The sequence below is a fragment of the Pseudomonas sp. Y24-6 genome (assembly GCF_020295325.1).
Taxonomy (GTDB): Bacteria; Pseudomonadota; Gammaproteobacteria; order Pseudomonadales; family Pseudomonadaceae; genus Aquipseudomonas; species Aquipseudomonas gregormendelii.
Genome location: NZ_JACBXG010000003.1, coordinates 245429 through 263901, shown reverse-complemented (window position 1 = coordinate 263901; position 18473 = coordinate 245429). Strand labels below are relative to the sequence as shown.

15 protein-coding genes are annotated in these 18473 nt (G+C 58.8%); 4 read left to right on the top strand and 11 right to left on the bottom strand.

All coding sequences use genetic code 11. From position 1 onward, the window contains the following. Positions 1–90: 90 nt before the first annotated feature. From odhB to sdhC, 6 genes are all read right to left on the bottom strand, one after another. Positions 91–1317, bottom strand: coding sequence for a 2-oxoglutarate dehydrogenase complex dihydrolipoyllysine-residue succinyltransferase (odhB, locus tag HYI44_RS07585; protein WP_122837986.1), 1227 nt, complete (start codon positions 1315–1317; stop codon positions 91–93). A 42-nt stretch (positions 1318–1359) separates the two neighbouring features. Beyond that, entirely contained in the window at positions 1360–4191 is a 2832-nt protein-coding gene (locus HYI44_RS07580; protein WP_122837985.1) for a 2-oxoglutarate dehydrogenase E1 component, read from the bottom strand. A 265-nt stretch (positions 4192–4456) separates the two neighbouring features. Next, positions 4457–5161 (bottom strand): succinate dehydrogenase iron-sulfur subunit, encoded by a 705-nt coding sequence (locus HYI44_RS07575; RefSeq protein ID WP_045057758.1) that lies wholly within the window; start codon positions 5159–5161, stop codon positions 4457–4459. 11 nt (positions 5162–5172) lie between these two features. Further along, the gene (gene sdhA / locus HYI44_RS07570; protein ID WP_045057757.1) at positions 5173–6945 is read right to left on the bottom strand and encodes a succinate dehydrogenase flavoprotein subunit; all 1773 of its coding nucleotides are present in this window, start codon (positions 6943–6945) and stop codon (positions 5173–5175) included. A gap of 3 nt (positions 6946–6948) precedes the next feature. Continuing rightward, positions 6949–7317 carry a succinate dehydrogenase, hydrophobic membrane anchor protein gene (gene sdhD, locus HYI44_RS07565; RefSeq protein WP_045057756.1) on the bottom strand — a complete coding sequence of 123 codons (369 nt, stop codon included), beginning with the start codon at positions 7315–7317 and terminating at the stop codon, positions 6949–6951. Continuing rightward, entirely contained in the window at positions 7311–7685 is a 375-nt protein-coding gene (gene sdhC, locus HYI44_RS07560; RefSeq protein ID WP_045057755.1) for a succinate dehydrogenase, cytochrome b556 subunit, read from the bottom strand. The genes sdhD and sdhC overlap by 7 nt, the downstream gene beginning before the upstream one ends. 362 nt (positions 7686–8047) lie before the next feature. Here sdhC and gltA point away from each other — a divergent pair, with 362 nt between their 5' ends. After that, positions 8048–9337, top strand: a complete 1290-nt coding sequence (gene gltA / locus HYI44_RS07555) for a citrate synthase (protein WP_003222994.1) — start codon at positions 8048–8050, stop codon at positions 9335–9337. A gap of 265 nt (positions 9338–9602) precedes the next feature. On the opposite strand, the gene HYI44_RS07550 is transcribed toward gltA, so the two are convergent. From HYI44_RS07550 to HYI44_RS07540, 3 genes are all read right to left on the bottom strand, one after another. After that, the gene (locus HYI44_RS07550) at positions 9603–11261 is read right to left on the bottom strand and encodes a cation acetate symporter (protein WP_225569083.1); all 1659 of its coding nucleotides are present in this window, start codon (positions 11259–11261) and stop codon (positions 9603–9605) included. Beyond that, complete coding sequence (locus HYI44_RS07545; RefSeq protein WP_042558286.1) at positions 11258–11569, bottom strand: DUF485 domain-containing protein; 312 nt, start codon at positions 11567–11569, stop codon at positions 11258–11260. The genes HYI44_RS07550 and HYI44_RS07545 overlap by 4 nt, the downstream gene beginning before the upstream one ends. A 294-nt stretch (positions 11570–11863) precedes the next feature. Further along, positions 11864–12715, bottom strand: a complete 852-nt coding sequence (locus HYI44_RS07540) for a glycine betaine ABC transporter substrate-binding protein (protein WP_045057752.1) — start codon at positions 12713–12715, stop codon at positions 11864–11866. Between the two features lie 300 nt (positions 12716–13015). On the opposite strand from HYI44_RS07540, the gene HYI44_RS07535 reads away from it, so the two are divergent. Continuing rightward, complete coding sequence (locus HYI44_RS07535; RefSeq protein ID WP_225569082.1) at positions 13016–14614, top strand: beta (1-6) glucans synthase; 1599 nt, start codon at positions 13016–13018, stop codon at positions 14612–14614. A gap of 57 nt (positions 14615–14671) precedes the next feature. Here the strand turns inward: HYI44_RS07535 and HYI44_RS07530 are convergent, their stop codons facing one another. After that, entirely contained in the window at positions 14672–15040 is a 369-nt protein-coding gene (locus HYI44_RS07530; protein WP_045057750.1) for a hypothetical protein, read from the bottom strand. Positions 15041–15263: 223 nt separating this feature from the next. Between HYI44_RS07530 and HYI44_RS07525 the strand changes: the two genes are divergently transcribed. Together HYI44_RS07525 and HYI44_RS07520 are read left to right on the top strand one after the other, a co-directional pair. Continuing rightward, positions 15264–16562, top strand: coding sequence for a serine/threonine protein kinase (locus HYI44_RS07525; RefSeq protein WP_122837982.1), 1299 nt, complete (start codon positions 15264–15266; stop codon positions 16560–16562). Further along, positions 16555–17343: a VacJ family lipoprotein gene (locus tag HYI44_RS07520; RefSeq protein WP_045057748.1), complete on the top strand. Its 789-nt coding sequence runs from the start codon at positions 16555–16557 to the stop codon at positions 17341–17343. Before HYI44_RS07525 ends, HYI44_RS07520 begins: the two co-directional genes overlap by 8 nt. Before the next feature lie 145 nt (positions 17344–17488). Here the strand turns inward: HYI44_RS07520 and HYI44_RS07515 are convergent, their stop codons facing one another. Next, a complete protein-coding gene (locus HYI44_RS07515) occupies positions 17489–18403 on the bottom strand; it encodes a DUF808 domain-containing protein (RefSeq protein WP_122837981.1) in 915 nt (304 codons plus the stop codon). Positions 18404–18473 lie beyond the last annotated feature (70 nt).

The following is an 18473-nucleotide window of genomic DNA, read 5'->3' as shown; positions in this document are numbered from 1 at the left end:
TCCTCTTTTGGCAACAAGCTTGAAGCCACAAGCCTCAAGCCAGGCTGCAAATCCATGCAGCGCGTGGCTTGAGACCTGTGGCTGCTTCTATCAGATATCCAGCAGCAAACGAGCCGGGTCTTCCAGCAGGTTCTTGATGGTAACCAGGAAGGTCACAGCTTCTTTGCCATCGATCAGACGGTGATCGTAGGACAGAGCCAGGTACATCATCGGACGGATAACGACCTGACCGTTGATCGCCATAGGACGCTGCAGAATGTTGTGCATGCCCAGGATGGCCGCTTGCGGCGGGTTGACGATCGGGGTCGACATCATCGAACCGAAGGTACCACCGTTGGTGATGGTGAAAGTGCCGCCGGTCATTTCGTCCATGGACAATTTGCCGTCACGCGCCTTCTTGCCGAAGGTGGCAATGCCGCCTTCGATTTCAGCCAGGCTCATCAGTTCGGCGTTACGCAGAACCGGAACCACCAGGCCGCGATCGCTGGAAACCGCTACACCAACGTCGGCATAGCCGTGGTAGACGATATCGGCACCGTCAATCGACGCGTTGACAGCCGGGAAGCGTTTCAGCGCTTCGGTGGCAGCCTTGACGAAGAACGACATGAAGCCCAGGCGTACGCCGTTGTGGCTCTTCTCGAACAGGTCCTTGTACTTCGAACGCAGGGCCATGACTTCAGTCATGTCGACTTCGTTGAAAGTGGTCAGCATCGCCATGTTCGACTGCGCTTCAACCAGGCGCTTGGCCACGGTAGCGCGAACGCGGGTCATCGGTACGCGTTTCTCGATGCGGTCGCCAGCGGCGAACACTGGCGCAGCGGCAGCAGGAGCTGCAGCCTTGGCAGGCGCGGCAGCCGGAGCGGACTTCTTGGCGGCAACAGCAGCCACCACGTCTTCCTTGGTCACACGACCGCCTTTGCCGGTGCCGGCAACGGAGGCGATGTTGATGCCGTTCTCTTCAGCCAGCTTGCGAGCAGCCGGTGCAGCAACAGGATCGTCTTCGCCTTCGGCAGCAGGAGCAGCAGCGGCTTGGGCAGCGGCTGGAGCAGCAGCGGCAGCCGCTGGAGCGGCAGCAGCGCCACCTGCTTCGATCGAGCCCAGGACTTCGTCGGACAGAACGGTGTCGCCTTCGTTCTTGACGATTGCGCCCAGCACGCCGTCGGCAGTAGCCAACACTTCCAGCACAACCTTGTCGGTTTCGATGTCGACGATCAGGTCATCACGCTTTACAGCGTCGCCCGGTTGTTTGTGCCAGGTGGCAACGGTGCCATCGGCAACCGATTCCGGGAAAGTGGGGGCTTTGATTTCGATAGCCATTATCTGTGGGTCCTTAAATTCGGTTTCAGGTGCGCGAAGGCGTTAAACAGTAAAGGCGTCTTGCAGCAGTTTTTCCTGCTGCTCGGCGTGCATCGACGCATAACCACAAGCCGGTGCAGCGGAAGCATCACGACCGGCGTACTCGAGTACGAGTGCCTTGTTGTGATTGCCAACGATGCGGCGCATGTGGTGCTGGCTGCAGTACCAGGCACCCTGGTTCATCGGCTCTTCCTGACACCAAACGATATGTTTGAGGTTGGTGTACGGAGCCAGGACTTCGTTCAAGTCGTCCTCAGGGAATGGGTACAACTGCTCGATGCGCACGACGGCGATGTCGTCACGACCTTCGGCACGGCGTTTTTCCAGCAGGTCGTAGTAGACCTTGCCGCTACACAGAACAATGCGCTCGACTTTGGACGGGTCCAGTGCATCGATTTCCGGGATAACGGTCTGGAACGAACCTTCGGCCAGATCTTCCAGGGTCGATACGGCCAGTTTGTGACGCAGCAACGACTTTGGAGTCAGCACGATCAGCGGCTTGCGCAGCGGACGGATCACCTGGCGACGCAGCAAGTGGTAAATCTGGGCCGGCGTGGTCGGAACCGCAACCTGGATGTTGTGCTCGGCGCACAGCTGCAGGTAACGCTCCAGACGAGCCGAGGAGTGCTCCGGACCCTGACCTTCATAACCGTGCGGCAGCAACATGGTCAGACCGCAGAGACGGCCCCACTTGTGCTCGCCACTGGTGATGAACTGGTCGATAACCACTTGGGCACCGTTGGCGAAGTCGCCGAACTGGGCTTCCCAGATCACCAGCGCCTCAGGCGTGGTGGTCGAGTAACCGTATTCGAACGCCAGTACGGCTTCTTCGGACAGGAACGAATCGTACAGGTCGAAACGAGGCTGGCCCTTGTACAGGTTCTGCAGCGGGATGTAGGTGCCCGCGTCTTTCTGGTTGTGCAGCACAGCGTGACGGTGCGAGAACGTACCGCGACCGATGTCCTGACCCGTCATGCGAATCGGGTGACCTTCGAACGCCAGGGTCGCGTACGCCATGGTTTCGGCGTAACCCCAGTTGATCGGCAGGCCGCCGGCTTGCATTTTCTGACGGTCTTCGTAGATCTTCGAAACCTGGCGCTGAACCACGAAGCCTTCCGGAATTTCCAGCAGCTTGGCAGACAGTTCCTGCAAGGTCTTGAGGTCGAAACGAGTGTCGTGACGCGCGGTCCAGGCGTGGCCCAGATACGGACGCCAGTCCACGAACAACTCTTTGTTCGGCTCTTTGACCAGGCTTTTAACAACGTGCAGGCCGTTGTCCAGCGCGTTGCGGTATTCGTCGACTTTCGCCTGAACACGCTCTGCGTCGAGCACACCGCCCTGAGTCAGGCGATCAGCGTACAGCTCACGGGTGGTGCGCTGCTTGGTGATCTGCTGATACATGATCGGCTGGGTGCCGCTAGGCTCGTCGGCCTCGTTGTGGCCGCGACGACGGTAGCAGACCAGGTCGATCACTACGTCACGCTTGAACTGCATGCGGTAGTCGATCGCCAGCTGGGTCACGAACAATACGGCTTCCGGATCATCGCCATTCACATGGAGGATCGGCGCCTGGATCATTTTCGCAACGTCGGTGGCGTACTCGGTGGAGCGCGAGTCCAGCGGGTTGCTGATGGTGAAACCAACCTGGTTGTTGATCACGATGTGCACGGTACCGCCGGTCTTGAAACCGCGGGTCTGCGACATCTGGAAGGTTTCCATCACCACGCCCTGACCGGCGAATGCCGCGTCACCGTGGATGGAGATCGGCAGCACTTTCTCGCCGGTAGGGTCGTTACGACGATCCTGACGGGCGCGCACCGAACCCTCGACCACTGGAGATACGATTTCCAGGTGGGACGGGTTGAATGCCATGGCCAGGTGAACTTCACCGCCGGTGGTCATGACGTTGGACGAGAAGCCCTGGTGATATTTAACGTCACCGGAACCCAGCTCGACCTTCTTCTTGCCTTCGAACTCGTCGAACAGCTCGCGCGGGTTCTTGCCGAAGGTGTTGACCAGCACGTTCAGACGGCCACGGTGGGCCATGCCGATAACGATTTCCTTGGTGCCGTAGGAACCGGAACGCTGGATCAGCTCGTCGAGCATCGGAATCAGGCTCTCGCCGCCTTCCAGGCCGAAACGCTTGGTACCCGGGTATTTGGTACCCAGGTATTTTTCCAGGCCTTCGCCGGCAGTGACACGCTCGAGCAGGTGGCTCTTGATGTCGGCGGAGTAAGTCGGACGGCCGCGTACGCTTTCCAGACGTTGCTGGAACCACTGGCGCTGCTCGGAATCGGTGATGTGCGTGAATTCAGCGCCGATGGTGCGGCAATATGTCTGCTGCAACGCTTCGTGAATTTCGCGTAGGCTCGCCTCCTCTTTGCCGATGAACAGGTCGCCGGCACGGAAGGTCGTATCAAGATCGGCATTGGTCAAGCCGTAATGATTGATCGACAGGTCTGCAGGTGCAGGACGCTGCCACAGCCCCAGCGGGTCAAGCTGGGCTGCCTGGTGGCCACGCATACGGTAGGCCTGGATCAATCTCAGCACTTCAACTTGCTTCTTCTCGTGCTCACTGCTCACGCTGCCGGCGGAAACCGGTTGGGCGCGGCGCTGGTTCTTTGCCAGCAAGACGAAATGATCGCGAATCGTGGAGTGCGAAACATCGGTGGCAGTGTTGCCATCAGCAGGCAACTTCTGGAAGTAGGTGCGCCACTCTTCTGGCACAGCGTTAGGGTCGTGCAGGTAGAGCTCGTAGAGCTCTTCCACATAGGCAGCGTTACTACCGGATAGGTAGGCGCTGTTCCACATGCGCTGCATCACGCTTTCTTGCATGCTTGGTCACCCTCGGTTAGGGGAACACCACCGGCGTCGACACCGAGCACGCTTGCAGAAGTCCGAATGCAGCGACTAAAACAAGCCACCTAGGATCACGCTGATAGTCCGGGTACCAGCCCGGATGCCCCTGCTTGTCTCATTTCTTCAAAATAAGAGCTGCAGCTTTTTGAGCTGCTGCTCAGGTTAAAACTACGGCGCCGGTTGAAGCCTGCGCCGTAGCATCTACGGGTACAGCGGTACTGCGCTTACAACAGCATCTGAATCACACGCCGCTTTGCAGCAGCATGTTACGGATGTGACCGATGGCCTTAGTCGGGTTCAGGCCTTTGGGACATACGTTGACGCAGTTCATGATCCCGCGGCAGCGGAATACGCTGAACGGGTCATCCAGCGAAGCCAGACGCTCGGACGTCTTGGTGTCACGGCTGTCTGCCAGGAAGCGGTACGCTTGCAGCAAAGCAGCTGGACCCAGGAACTTGTCCGGGTTCCACCAGAAGGACGGGCAAGAGGTCGAGCAGCAAGCGCACAGGATGCACTCGTACAGACCGTCGAGCTTTTCACGCTCTTCAGGGGACTGCAGACGCTCGATGGCCGGAGCCGGCGTGTCGTTCTGCAGGTAAGGCTTAACCTTCTCGTATTGCTTGTAGAAGATGCTCATATCGACGACCAGGTCACGGATAACCGGCAAACCTGGCAGCGGACGAACAACCAACTTGTTACCTTTTACGACAGCGGACAATGGCGTAACGCACGCCAGGCCGTTTTTGCCGTTGATGTTCATGCCGTCGGAACCGCAAACACCTTCACGGCAAGAGCGACGATAGGAGAAACCCTCGTCCTGCTCTTTGATCAGGGCCAGCACGTCCAGCACCATCAGGTCTTTACCACCGGTATCGACCTGGAATTCCTGCATGAACGGCGCGGCGTCCTGATCAGGGTTGTAACGATAAACGCTGACTTTCAACATGGCAGCCACCCTTAATAAGTCCGAATCTTAGGTTCAAAAGTCGGAACAGTTTTCGGCGAGAAGTTCACGGCACGCTTGGTTACGCGCTTGTCACCCGGGAAGTACAGGGTGTGGCACAGCCAGTTTTCGTCGTCGCGATCTTCGAAGTCTTCACGGGCGTGAGCACCGCGGGACTCTTTACGCACTTCAGCAGCGATGGCAGTGGCTTCGGCCACTTCCAGCAGGTTTTGCAACTCCAGCGCTTCGATCCGCGCAGTGTTGAACGCCTGCGACTTGTCGTTGATCTTGACGTTGGCGATGCGTGTACGCAGGTCGGCCAGCTGGGCAATACCCTTCTGCATGTATTCGCCAGTACGGAATACACCGAAGTAGTTCTGCATGCAGCTTTGCAGCTCGCGACGCAGGGTTGCCACGTCTTCGCCATCGGTACGCTCGTTCAGGGCGGACAGACGCGACAGGGCTGCTTCGATATCGGCGTCGGTGGCGTCATCGTATTCGATGCCGTCGGTCAGCGCCTTTTCCAGGTGCAGGCCGGCCGCGCGACCGAATACCACCAGGTCGAGCAACGAGTTACCGCCCAGGCGGTTGGCACCGTGAACCGATACGCAAGCCACTTCGCCTACAGCGAACAGGCCATGAATGATCTCGTCCACGCCTTCAGCGTTCTGGGTGATCGCCTGACCATGAATGTTGGTCGGAACACCGCCCATCATATAGTGGCAAGTCGGAACAACCGGAACCGGGGCGACAACCGGATCAACGTGCGCGAAAGTCTTCGACAGTTCGCAGATGCCTGGCAGACGGCTGTGCAGCACTTCCTCGCCCAGGTGGTCGAGCTTGAGCATCACGTGGTCGCCATTCGGACCGCAACCGTTGCCGGCGATGATTTCTTTAACCATCGAACGGGCAACCACGTCACGACCGGCAAGGTCTTTCGCGTTCGGAGCATAACGCTCCATGAAACGCTCGCCGTGCTTGTTGATCAGGTATCCACCTTCACCACGGCAACCTTCGGTCACCAGTACACCGGCGCCGGCGATGCCGGTCGGGTGGAACTGCCACATTTCGATGTCTTGTACCGGAACGCCAGCACGCAGGGCCATGCCGACGCCGTCACCGGTGTTGATCAGGGCATTGGTGGTGGAGGCGTAGATACGACCGGCACCACCGGTCGCCAGGACGGTAGCCTTGGCGCGGATGTAGCTGGTTTCGCCGGTTTCGATGCAGATGGCGATCACGCCGACGAATGCGCCGTCCTGGTTTTTAACCAGGTCAACCGCGTAGTACTCGTTCAGGAACGTGGTGCCCGCTTTCAGGTTGCCCTGATAAAGCGTGTGCAGCAGCGCGTGACCGGTACGGTCGGAAGCGGCGCACGTACGGGCAGCCTGCCCGCCTTTACCGTAATCCTTCGACTGACCGCCGAATGGACGCTGGTAGATGCGGCCTTGCTCGGTACGGGAGAACGGCAGACCCATGTGGTCCAGCTCGAACACTGCAGCCGGGCCTTCCTGACACATGTATTCGATAGCGTCCTGGTCACCGATGTAGTCGGAACCCTTGACGGTATCGTACATGTGCCAGCGCCAGTCATCGTTTGGATCGGCAGAAGCGATGGCGCAAGTGATGCCACCCTGGGCCGAAACGGTGTGCGAACGGGTCGGGAACACCTTGGTGATCACGGCAGTCTTGTGACCGCCCTGGGCCAGTTGCAGCGCCGCGCGCATGCCGGCACCGCCACCACCAATAATGATGGCGTCGAATGAAATCGTTGGAATGTTAGCCATGAATCAGATACCCCAGAGAATCTGCACACCCCAGACGAAGTAAGCGAACATCGCAACGCCGCATACTGCCTGGAAAAGGAAACGTACTGCAGTCGCGGACTTGCCCAGCGCCATCGGCGTCAGGTAGTCGGTCGCGATGGTCCACATGCCGACCCAGGCGTGAGCGCCCAGGGCAACGAGGGCCAGCAGACTGAAGATACGCATCCCGTTGTGGGCGAACAGGCCATGCCACTGCTCGTAGCCAATGCCCGGATTCGCTGCGAGGTATCCGATCAGGAAAATGAAATAAGCCGCGAGAACGACCGCAGACACTCGTTGTGCCATCCAGTCGTAGAGGCCAGAACGCGAAAGGTTCGTAACGCTGGTTACCATATCCAAACTCCTGCCAGAACGATCAACACCACGGAAACCGCGATGATAATTTTCGAGCCCAGGCGGCCGCCTTCCAGCGTCTCACCGATGCCCATATCCATGATCAAATGGCGCACGCCGGCTACCAGGTGATAAAGCAGAGCGGACAGGAGACCCCATGCTACGAACTTGGCCAGCGGGCTGGTCAAGGTTGCCTTCACCTCGGCAAAACCTTCCTCGGAGCCCAGGGATTTGCCCAATGCATAAAGCATGAAGCCAAGGCCCAGGAAGAGGATGATGCCGGAAACACGGTGCAGGAACGACGTAACGCCGGTGATGGGGAGTTTGATGGTCCTTAGGTCTAGGTTTACAGGTCGTTGGCTTTTCACGGCTTTTTTTCACACTGAAGAGCCCCTAACAATCAGGGCAAAGTTGTTGGGGAGTGCACTGGTCAGGTAACCACCACCCAGGGATGCGACCCCCAATAAAGCAGGCCCAAAAGCCCCTGGCGGTCGGTGGCCGAGTATAGACAGTTAGGCTACTAATGACAACGCGTTCACCTTCCCCTAATAGCGCATTGCACAAGTTGGATAAAAGGCGTAAACGGCAGGCAATTTCGAGGAAAAAGTCCGGTTAAAGCCTTCTGGAGCAAGACTTTAGGCAAATTGACATTCGAATTTATCTCACTATAGTGGTGCGGGCCCTGCGTGGGGGGTCTGTCTGATGATTTCAAGCATAAATAGGAGGCCACATGGCTGACAAAAAAGCGCAGTTGATCATCGAGGGCGCAGCCCCCGTCGAGCTGCCCATTTTAACCGGCACCGTTGGTCCCGATGTTATCGACGTTCGGGGCCTGACGGCCACGGGCCGTTTCACCTTTGACCCTGGTTTCATGTCGACCGCCTCGTGCGAATCGAAGATTACCTATATCGACGGCGACAACGGCATTTTGTTGCACCGCGGCTACCCGATCGAACAGCTCGCTGAAAAATCGGACTACCTGGAAACCTGCTATCTGCTGCTCAACGGCGAATTGCCGACTGCAGAACAGAAAGCCCAGTTCGTCAGCACCGTCAAGAACCACACCATGGTTCATGAGCAGCTGAAGACCTTTTTCAACGGTTTCCGTCGCGACGCCCACCCGATGGCCGTCATGTGCGGTGTAGTTGGCGCCCTCTCGGCCTTCTATCACGACTCCCTGGACATCAATAACCCGCAGCATCGCGAAATCTCCGCGATCCGCCTGGTTGCCAAGATGCCGACCCTGGCAGCGATGGTTTACAAGTACTCCATGGGTCAACCCATGATGTACCCGCGCAACGACCTGACGTACGCGGAAAACTTCCTGCACATGATGTTCAACACCCCGTGCGAGATCAAACCGATCAGCCCGGTACTCGCCAAGGCCATGGACCGGATCTTTATCCTCCATGCCGACCACGAGCAGAACGCATCGACCTCCACCGTACGCCTGGCCGGCTCTTCGGGTGCCAACCCGTTCGCCTGTATCGCCGCCGGCATCGCTGCACTGTGGGGCCCTGCCCACGGCGGCGCGAACGAGGCTGTCCTGACCATGCTCGACGAGATTGGCGATGTGTCGAACATCGACAAGTTCATTGCCAAGGCCAAGGACAAGAACGATCCGTTCAAACTGATGGGCTTCGGTCACCGGGTCTACAAGAACCGCGACCCACGCGCCACAGTGATGAAGCAGACCTGCGACGAAGTATTGAAAGAGCTGGGCATCAACAACGATCCGCAACTCGAACTGGCCATGCGCCTGGAAGAGATCGCCCTGACCGACCCGTACTTCATCGAGCGCTCGCTGTACCCGAACGTCGACTTCTACTCGGGCATCATCCTCAAGGCGATCGGCATTCCAACCAGCATGTTCACCGTGATCTTCGCCCTGGCGCGGACCGTCGGCTGGATCTCCCACTGGAAAGAAATGCTCTCCAGCCCGTACAAGATCGGCCGCCCGCGCCAGTTGTACACCGGCTACGAGTCGCGTGACATTACCAAGCTGGAAGATCGTAAATAAGACCTGTCTTGCGATAACGTCTTACGCGGTACCGGAAACGGCCTCTATGTGAATAGAGGCCGTTTTTGTTTGCCTGGGCTTTACGCAATGACTGAACCACCGCTATCGCCAGCAGGCTGGCTCCCACAGGAAGCACACATTCCAATGTGGGAGCCAGCCTGCTGGCGATGAGGACGAACCTGACAACACACATTTTGGACAGGAACAAAAATGCCCCGATCTCTCGATCGGGGCATTAGCTAAAACTTGAAGCGTGTTACTGCTATCAGTGAGAAACCGCCCCACTCGCCCCCAAACCTGTCTGCGAACGGACAAACTGCGGGAAGAACAGCGCCCGCTCCCTGTCTGCAGCCGCCGACTTGTCGGTGATCGAGAAGAACCAGATGCCCACGAACGCGATGATCATCGAGAACAGCGCCGGGTACTCGTACGGGAAGATCGCCTTCTCGTGATGCAGGATCTGCACCCAGATGGTTGGGCCCAGGACCATCAAGCCAACAGCGCTCACCAGACCCAGCCAGCCACCGATCATTGCCCCACGGGTAGTCAGCTTCTTCCAGTACATGGAAAGCAGCAGTACCGGGAAGTTACAGCTCGCCGCGATGGAGAATGCCAGGCCCACCATAAACGCGATGTTCTGGCTTTCAAACAGGATACCCAGGCCAATCGCCAGCACCGCCAGGGCGATAGTGGTGATTTTCGACACGCGGATCTCGTCCTTCTCGTTCGCCTTGCCTTTCTTGATCACGCTGGCGTACAGGTCGTGAGACACCGCCGAAGCACCGGCCAGGGTCAGACCGGCAACCACTGCCAGGATGGTCGCGAACGCTACCGCCGAGATGAAGCCCAGGAAGATACTGCCGCCCACTGCGTTAGCCAGGTGCACCGCCGCCATGTTGTTGCCGCCCAGCAGCGCGCCTGCAGCATCCTTGAACGCCGGGTTGGTGCTGACCAGCAGGATCGCGCCGAAGCCGATGATGAAAGTCAGGATATAGAAGTAGCCAATGAAGCCGGTTGCGTACAGCACGCTCTTGCGAGCTTCCTTCGCGTCACTCACGGTGAAGAAGCGCATCAGGATGTGCGGCAGGCCAGCGGTACCGAACATCAGCGCCAGGCCCAGGGAGAACGCGGAGACCGGATCTTTCACCAGGCCGCCAGGGCTCATGATTGCGTCACCTTTAGGGTGAACCTTGATCGCCTCGGAGAACAGCGCGTTGAAGTCGAAGTTGACGTGCTTCATGACCATCAACGCCATGAACGAGGCGCCGGACAGCAACAGTACTGCCTTGATGATCTGCACCCAGGTCGTCGCCAGCATGCCGCCGAACAGCACGTACATGCACATCAGGATACCGACCAGGATAACCGCAACGTGGTAGTCGAGGCCGAACAGCAGCTGGATCAGCTTGCCGGCACCCACCATCTGCGCGATCAGGTAGAACGCCACCACCACCAGCGAACCGCAGGCGGACAGCGAGCGGATCTGGGTTTGCCCAAGGCGGTAGGACGCCACGTCGGCAAAGGTGTATTTACCCAGGTTACGCAGGCGCTCGGCGATCAGGAACAGAATGATCGGCCAGCCCACCAGGAAGCCGATCGAATAGATCAGGCCGTCGTAGCCAGAGGTGAACACCAGGGCGGAAATACCCAGGAAGGACGCCGCGGACATGTAGTCACCGGCAATCGCCAGACCGTTCTGGAAACCGGTGATCTTGCCGCCGGCCGCATAGTAGTCGGCCGCCGAGTTGTTTTTCTTCGAGGCCCAGTAGGTGATATACAAAGTAGCGCCGACAAACGCCACGAACATCAGGATCGCCGGGACATTCAGTGGCTGCTTGGCCACCGCGCCGGTCAAGGCATCCGCCGCCCAGGCACCCGGTGCAAATGCTGCAACGCTCAATAGAGCCAATAGACGCCGGATCATTGCTGAGCCTCCTTGAGAATCGCATTGTTCAGGTCGTCAAATTCGCCGTTGGCGCGTTTTACGTAGATGCCGGTCAGGATGAAGGCGGAAAGGATCAGCCCAACACCGATCGGAATGCCCCAGGTAATGGATGACTCAGGACTGATTTTCGCGCCCAGCAAATGCGGCCCGTAAGCGATCAGAAGAATGAATCCGGAGTAAAGCCCAAGCATGATCGCCGAAAGAATCCAGGCGAACTTTTCTCGCTTGCTAACCAGCTCCTTGAAACGCGGGCTGTTTTGAATCGAGAGGTAAATGCTGTCGTTCATTGTTTTTATCCTCGCAGCACAGATTATTGTTGGAACGTTATCCACTCTATGCGGCTGCGGGCCAGGTTCCAGACGACCTTAGTATTAGAACGACATGACAGACTCGCCATTTTCCAGCAGGAAACAATTTCCCTACCTTAAACATGACTGTAGGAGCTGCCGCAGGCTGCGATCTTTTGATTTTGATTTTGATTTTGATTTTGATTTTGATTTTGATTTTGATTTTGATATTTCAAGATCAAAAGATCGCAGCCTGCGGCAGCTCCTACAGGGGATAGATGCCTGACCTCAGATTTACTTGATCCAGTCAGCCACACGCTCAGGGTGTTTCGCGACCCAAGCCTTCGCTGCGGCGTCTGGCTTGGCGCCATCCTGGATGGCCAGCATCACTTCGCCGATTTCGTCTTTCGACGCCCACTGGAAGTTCTTCAGGAACTTGGCCACTTCCGGTGCCTTGGTCGCCAGCTCTTTGCTGCCGATGCTGTTCACGGTTTCAGCCGCGCCATAGACGCCTTTCGGGTCGTCGAGGAAGCGCAGTTTCCACTTGGCGAACATCCAGTGTGGCACCCAGCCGGTAACGGCGATGGATTCGTTCTTTTTCTCGGCACGGGTCAGCTCGGCAATCATGCCGGCGCCGGAGCTTGCCTTGAGGGTGTAATTGCTCAGGCCGTAATCCTTGATCGCCTGATCGGTCTTGAGCATCACGCCCGAACCGGCATCGATGCCAACGATGCGGCCCTTGAAGCTGTCGTCGGTTTTCAGGTCTTCAATCGACTTGGCTTTGACGTACTCCGGCACGATCAAGCCAATCTTGGCATCCTTGAAGTTCGGACCGTAGTCGACTACCTGGTCCTTGTTCTTGGCCCAGTAGTCGCCGTGGGTCACCGGCAGCCAGGCGGAGAGCATGGCGTCGAGCTTGCCGGTGGCCACGCCCTGCCACATGATCCCGGTCGCTACCGCTTGCAGCTTCACGTCATAACCGAGTTTCTGCTTGATCACTTCGGCCGCCACATGAGTAGTCGCGACGCTGTCGGACCAACCGTCGACATAACCGATGCTCAGGGTCTTGCTCTCGGCATTGGCCATTGTGGAGCCAATCGCAAGCACCAGAGCGGCACCCGCGCCTAAAAGTCGTCGCATCTTCATCGTTACTTCCCCGAAAGTGCTGCGCTCGACGGATGCCGAGTCGCGTCAACGTATTGTTCTGGTGCGCCGCGCCCCCATCACGCACACCGCAAGCTCGTTCGATCATCAGCTCGGTTTTTCCATGAGAGCACTGACGCCTCGATAATCAACCTGACGCCGCAGGCGACCTGCTCTGCCAGCGACCTCAAGCCATCGAGAAACGACATCAGAACGCCATTAATGATCGCCACTCCCCCGCAACCGGCCAATCCGCCCGAACATTGCATGTCAAAACCATGCGAGGCACCAAGCGCGCGGTAAATGCAGGTAACATGCCCCGCTTTGCTTCCAGACGGCCTGACCATGTCCGCGACCTCGCGCTTTCCTTTTTTTGCCTATCTGTTCGCCTGCCTGCTTGGGCTTTTTGCCTTGTGTGGTTTCTGGTACGGCCTTGGTAAACCGGTGATCCTGCCGGACGTCGCCAGCGCTACACACAAGTTGCAGTGCGCTTCCTACACGCCGTTCGACAAGGACCAGTCGCCGTTCGACGTGCCGTTCAAATTACGCCCCGAGCGCATGGACGCCGATCTCGCCCTGCTCGCCACGCGCTTTGAATGCATCCGCACCTACTCAATGACCGGCCTCGAAGCCCTGCCCGATCTGGCGCGCAAGCATGGCCTGAAATTGATGATCGGCGCCTGGGTCAACAGCAACCCGGTGGACACGGCCAAGGAAGTCGACCTGCTGATCGCTTCGGCCAATGCCAATGCCGACGTGGTGACGTCGGTGATCGTCGGCAACGAAGTGCTGCTGCGCAAGGAAATCACCGGCCCGCAACTGGCCGTGCTGATCAACAGGGTCAAGAGCCAGGTCAAGCAACCCGTGACCTATGCCGACGTCTGGGAATTCTGGCTCAAGCACCCGGAAATAGCCCCGGCGGTGGATTTCCTGACTATCCATTTGCTGCCGTACTGGGAAGACGACCCCTCCAACATTGATGCCGCACTGCAGCATGTGGCCGAAGTGCGCCAGGTGTTCGGCAACAAATTCGCCCCCAAGGACGTCATGATTGGCGAAACCGGCTGGCCGAGCGAAGGCCGCCAGCGCGAGACGGCCCTGCCCAGCCGGGTCAATGAAGCCAAGTTCATCCGCGGTTTTGTCGCCATGGCAGAACAACAGGGTTGGCACTACAACCTGATCGAAGCCTTCGACCAGCCATGGAAACGCGCCAGTGAAGGCGCAGTGGGCGGTTACTGGGGGCTGTTCGATGCTGATCGCCAGGATAAGGGCGTGCTGGCCGGTCCCGTGTCGAACGTGCCGTACTGGGCGCAATGGCTGGTGGTCGGCGGCTTGATTTTCCTCGGTACCCTGGTGCTTGGCGGTCGCGTGCGCAGCACTCGCGCGGCGCTGGTGCTGCCTTTACTGGGCGCCTTGGCAGCGTGTTCCATCGGCGCCTGGGGCGACCTGGCACGCGTCACCACCCGCTTTGCCAGCGAATGGCTGTGGGTCGCGTTACTGACAGCATTAAATCTGTTGGTGCTGGCCCATGCCGCACTGACCTTGAGCGCTCGCACGGGCTGGCGTGCACGAGCATTCAATGTGCTGGAGCGCAGGGCCGGCTGGCTGGTCGCCGGCGCAGGCTTTGCCGCTGCGGTGATGATGCTGGAACTGGTGTTCGATGCGCGTTATCGCAGCTTCCCAAGCATGGCATTCATCCTGCCAGCGCTGATCTACCTGTGCCGCCCGGTGAGCGTGCCACGCCGGGAAATCGCCGTGCTGACGTTCATTATCGGCGCAGGCATTGCGCCGCAGCTGTTTGTAGAAGGGTTGCAGAACCAGCAGGCCTGGGGTTGGGCGCTGGTGAGCGGGCTGATGGTCGCGGCGTTGTGGCGGTGCTTGCGGGTTCGTCAGCAGGGCTGATCTTTGCGCAAACCTGCGGGCCTCATCGCGGGCAAGCCTCGTCCGCGATGGCCTCTATCAGGCGCTACGAGCCGCCCGCACCAGTCGCAAAGCTGCAATTACCACCGCAAACACCGCCAACGTGGTGTTGTACAACGCCAATGCCGGAAACCCCAGCACCAGGGCCAACACCGCCAACCACCACCCCGCCCGGCCGGGCACAACAAACCCCAGCACCGCTGCGGCGATCGCCGACCAGCCCAATACCTTGAAGTGAATCATCAAACCCAGGCTCGAACGCGCCTGGCATTCCCAGCGACTGGCCTCATCCACGCAGATGCCCACCCACTGCGCGTCTTCCATGAAGCCATAACGTGCGCCGTAACTGGCGGCCAGCCACAACGGCAGCAAAACAAGCAGCAGGATCACGGGTAGACGGCGGGACATGGGGCACTCCAATAGGCGAAAACGGCCGCCAGCTTAATCTTCCTCACAATTTAATCAAACGCGCACGACAGATAAGTAGTCATCAAATGGCTGCAAAGTGTATCGTCCAGCTACTATTACCCGGAATTACGCCTGTTTCGTGCCGATGCGTGGCACTTTGGCGGCAAAGCCGTGGTCATAGCCTGCGAACTTCATCCGGCACCTTCCTCTTAGGGATCTAGTCATGCTCCGTTCCTTGCGCTTCGCCGCCCTGTTTGGCGGCCTTATTTTGAGTGCGTCCGCACTGGCGGTCGACATCGACGCCGCCAGTTATGGCTATCCCTTGACCAACCCGTTTGAGGCCACCATTGCCACGACTCCACCGGACCTGCGTCCGGAGTTGCCGCTGGACGACGACATCAATCAGGAAGACCGCAGCGTCACCCTGCGGCCGGAGCGCGCATTCGAACTGCCGGACAACTTCTGGGCGGTCAAGAAGCTTACCTATCGCATCGCCACCCAGGACAAGGCCGCGCCGCTGATCTTCCTGATCGCCGGTACCGGCGCGCGCTATGACAGCAGCCTCAACGAATATTTGAAAAAGCTCTACTACAAGGCCGGCTACCACGTCGTGCAGTTGTCCTCGCCGACCAGCTTCGACTTCATCAGCGCCGCCTCGCGCTTCGCCACCCCCGGCATAACCAAGGAAGATGCCGAAGACATGTACCGGGTCATGCAGGCGGTGCGGGCGCAGAATCCGAAAGTACCGGTGACCGAGTACTACCTCACCGGCTACAGCCTGGGCGCCCTGGATGCGGCCTTTGTCGCGCACCTGGACGAGACCCGCCGCAGTTTCAATTTCAAGAAAGTGCTGCTGCTCAACCCACCGGTCAACCTTTACACCTCCATCACCAACCTGGACAAACTCGTCCAGACCGAGGTTAAAGGCATCAACAACAGCACCACTTTTTATGAACTGGTGCTGAACAAACTGACCCGCTACTTCCAGCAGAAAGGTTACGTCGACCTCAACGATGCGCTGCTCTACGACTTCCAGCAGTCCAAGCAGCACTTGAGCAACGAACAGATGGCGATGTTGATCGGCACCTCGTTCCGCTTCTCGGCAGCCGATATTTCGTTCACCTCGGACTTGATCAACCGTCGCGGCCTGATTACTCCACCGAAATACCCGATCACCGAAGGCACCAGCCTTACACCGTTCCTCAAGCGCGCACTGCAGTGTGACTTCGACTGCTACATCACCGAACAGGTGATTCCGATGTGGCGTGCCCGCACGGACGGGGGCAGCCTGCTGCAGTTGATCGACCAGGTGAGCCTGTACGCGCTCGAGGATTACCTGCGCGACAGCCCGAAAATTTCCGTTATGCACAACGCCGACGATGTGATCCTGGGCCCCGGTGACCTGGGTTTCCTGCGCAAGACGTTCGGTGATCGCCTGACCGTTTATCCATTGGGCGGCCATTGCGGCAACCTCAATTACCGCGTCAACAGCGACGCCATGCTGGAGTTCTTCCGTGGCTAAATCTCTCCTGCTTATCGCAGCGTTACTCTGTGCAGGCGTCGCCCATGCCGACAACAGCAAAGCCAATGCGCCTATCGTCGTCGATAGCGATGGCTTCAAGGAGCCGCTGAGCAAACTCAAGTTCAACCCGGGGCTGGATCAGCGCGAGTTCGAGCGCTCGACGCTCAATGCGCTGAACGTCTATGACCCACTGGAAGAGTGGAACCGCCGGGTTTACCACTTCAACTACCGCTTTGACCAATGGGTGTTCCTGCCTGTGGTCGATGGCTACCGCTACATCACGCCGAGCTTCCTGCGCACCGGCGTGAGCAACTTCTTCAACAACCTCGGCGATGTGCCGAACCTGATGAACAGCCTGCTGCAGTTCAAGGGCAAGCGCTCGATGGAAACCACCGCGCGCCTGCTGCTGAACACCACGATCGGCATCGCCGGCCTCTGGGACCCGGCCACCGCCATGGGCCTGCCGCGCCAGAGCGAAGACTTCGGCCAGACCCTGGGCTTCTACGGCGTACCGGGCGGCGCCTACTTCGTGCTGCCAATCCTCGGCCCGTCCAACATCCGCGACACCGGCGGCCTGGCCGTGGACTTTACCGCCGAGTCGGCGATCAACTTCCTCAACGTTTCGGAAGTCAGCTCCAACCACCCGGAAGTCTGGATGCTGCGCGCAGTTGATCGGCGCTATCAGACCAGCTTCCGTTACGGCCAGCTGAACTCGCCGTTCGAGTACGAGAAGGTGCGCTACGTCTATACCGAGTCGCGCAAGTTGCAGATCGCCGAGTAACAGCGGCAACATCAAAACCAATTGTGGGAGCGGGCTTGCCCGCGATGGGGCCACAACATTCATCCTCTACGTTGAATGTCGCGCCGCCATCGCGGGCAAGCCCGCTCCCACATTGGACAGTATTAACTTTGAAATGCGTGCAGCTTCAGCTCTTCAGCGCTTTCCAGATCTTGCTCACCAGCATCACCCCCGCCAGCACCACCGCACCCGCCACAATTCCCGCCACGGCATTAAGCAACATCGGCACGATAAACCCGGCCCCGCCAGCACTCACGCTGACCTCCTCGATCCAGTGATGAACCACCGGCACGCCATGGGTCAGAATCCCGCCACCGACCAGGAACATCGCCGCCGTACCAATCACCGAAAGGCTCTTCATCATGTAGGGCGCGGCCCGCAGGATTGCGTTGCCGATGCTCTTGGCCATCTGGCCTGGCTTCTGGGTCAGCCACAAGCCCAGATCATCGAGTTTGACGATACCCGCGACCAGGCCGTAGACGCCCACGGTCATCACGATGGCGATCCCCGACAACACGATGACCTGCTGGGTCAGCGAAGCGCCAGCCACGGTTCCCAGGGTGATGGCGATGATTTCCGCCGACAGGATGAAATCAGTACGAATGGCGCCCTTGATTTTGTCCTTCTCGAAAGCCACCAGGTCGGTCGCCGGGTCGGCTACCGCCTCGACCAGCTGAGCGTGTTCAGCCTCGTCCTCAGCCTTGCTGTGGAGGAATTTGTGCGCCAGCTTCTCGAACCCTTCAAAGCACAGGTAAGCACCACCGACCATTAGCAATGGTGTGACCAGCCACGGGATGAATGCGCTGATCGCCAGCGCCGACGGCACCAGGATCAGCTTATTCAGGAACGAGCCCTTGGCAACGGCCCATACCACCGGTATTTCGCGCTCGGCACGTACTCCGGACACCTGCTGCGCATTGAGTGCCAGGTCATCACCCAGCACGCCGGCCGTCTTTTTCGCGGCCATCTTGGTCATCAGCGCCACATCGTCGAGCACCGCGGCGATGTCGTCGATCAGCAACAGCAAACTGCTTCCTGCCATGAATGAAATTTCCTGCAAAGAGTGAATGCCGGGCAGCATAGCCTGCCAGAGCCGTCGCGGGGCATTCTTG

Coding starts and splice junctions, on each gene's coding strand:
- HYI44_RS07540 (WP_045057752.1), bottom strand. CDS start 12,715: ATGAAGATGCGACGACTTTTAGGCGCGGGTGCCGCTCTGGTGCTTGCG.
- HYI44_RS07535 (WP_225569082.1), top strand. CDS start 13,016: ATGCAGGTAACATGCCCCGCTTTGCTTCCAGACGGCCTGACCATGTCC.
- HYI44_RS07545 (WP_042558286.1), bottom strand. CDS start 11,569: ATGAACGACAGCATTTACCTCTCGATTCAAAACAGCCCGCGTTTCAAG.
- HYI44_RS07530 (WP_045057750.1), bottom strand. CDS start 15,040: ATGTCCCGCCGTCTACCCGTGATCCTGCTGCTTGTTTTGCTGCCGTTG.
- HYI44_RS07550 (WP_225569083.1), bottom strand. CDS start 11,261: ATGATCCGGCGTCTATTGGCTCTATTGAGCGTTGCAGCATTTGCACCG.
- HYI44_RS07525 (WP_122837982.1), top strand. CDS start 15,264: ATGCTCCGTTCCTTGCGCTTCGCCGCCCTGTTTGGCGGCCTTATTTTG.
- HYI44_RS07580 (WP_122837985.1), bottom strand. CDS start 4,191: ATGCAAGAAAGCGTGATGCAGCGCATGTGGAACAGCGCCTACCTATCC.
- gltA (WP_003222994.1), top strand. CDS start 8,048: ATGGCTGACAAAAAAGCGCAGTTGATCATCGAGGGCGCAGCCCCCGTC.
- sdhD (WP_045057756.1), bottom strand. CDS start 7,317: ATGGTAACCAGCGTTACGAACCTTTCGCGTTCTGGCCTCTACGACTGG.
- HYI44_RS07575 (WP_045057758.1), bottom strand. CDS start 5,161: ATGTTGAAAGTCAGCGTTTATCGTTACAACCCTGATCAGGACGCCGCG.
- HYI44_RS07515 (WP_122837981.1), bottom strand. CDS start 18,403: ATGGCAGGAAGCAGTTTGCTGTTGCTGATCGACGACATCGCCGCGGTG.
- odhB (WP_122837986.1), bottom strand. CDS start 1,317: ATGGCTATCGAAATCAAAGCCCCCACTTTCCCGGAATCGGTTGCCGAT.
- sdhA (WP_045057757.1), bottom strand. CDS start 6,945: ATGGCTAACATTCCAACGATTTCATTCGACGCCATCATTATTGGTGGT.